This window comes from Pseudomonas sp. EA_65y_Pfl1_P113, assembly GCF_963970525.1.
Taxonomy (GTDB): domain Bacteria; phylum Pseudomonadota; class Gammaproteobacteria; order Pseudomonadales; family Pseudomonadaceae; genus Aquipseudomonas; species Aquipseudomonas tritici.
In genome coordinates this window covers 1-506 of record NZ_CAXAQM010000387.1, presented here as the reverse complement: position 1 = coordinate 506, position 506 = coordinate 1, and the positions used below count along the sequence as shown (strand labels likewise).

Sequence of the window (506 nt, the reverse complement as noted above, 5' to 3'; positions counted from 1 at the left end):
ATCCCTTGTTCGCAAGCTTCGTAGCGGCGGCAGTCAAACAGTCGCGATTGGTCTGATCGCGCCGGTCCGGTGTGGTGGGAGGATTGCTGCAAACTGACAAAGGGGGTGGAGGTGCCTGAAATTGTCAGTCCGCGCCAAAAATCCTTAAAGATTGCACTGGCTTCGTGCCGCCTCCGCCCATAGTCTTGTCTACGGACTTGAAGACGTAAGGGGGATCATTTGCGACTTTTTCACTCGGTGAGCCTGGCGGTTATTGCTGCCGGGATGCCTTCCGTCGCTTTTGCAAGTGAAGCCCCACTCTATCAGCCCGCGCCGAGCTGGATCGTCATGGCCGCGATGCCCGACCTTGCCAAGCTGGACGCAGGCGCGCCGCCGAATTTGATCTTCGACGTCCAGCAACGCATCGAGAATGGGCGGTTATGGGCCTATGTCGATAGCGCGACGCGGATCGCATCGCCCGAGATGTTGGCGCAGGCAACGTCGCTCGCCTTGCCGTGGGTACCCGA

1 protein-coding gene is annotated in these 506 nt (G+C 59.5%); it reads left to right on the top strand.

Annotated features, from left to right (window positions below; genetic code table 11):
• Positions 1-219: 219 nt before the first annotated feature.
• Positions 220-506, top strand: a 287-nt coding sequence (locus tag AACY52_RS30195) for a hypothetical protein (RefSeq protein ID WP_339561360.1), incomplete at its 3' end; no start/stop codon positions are given.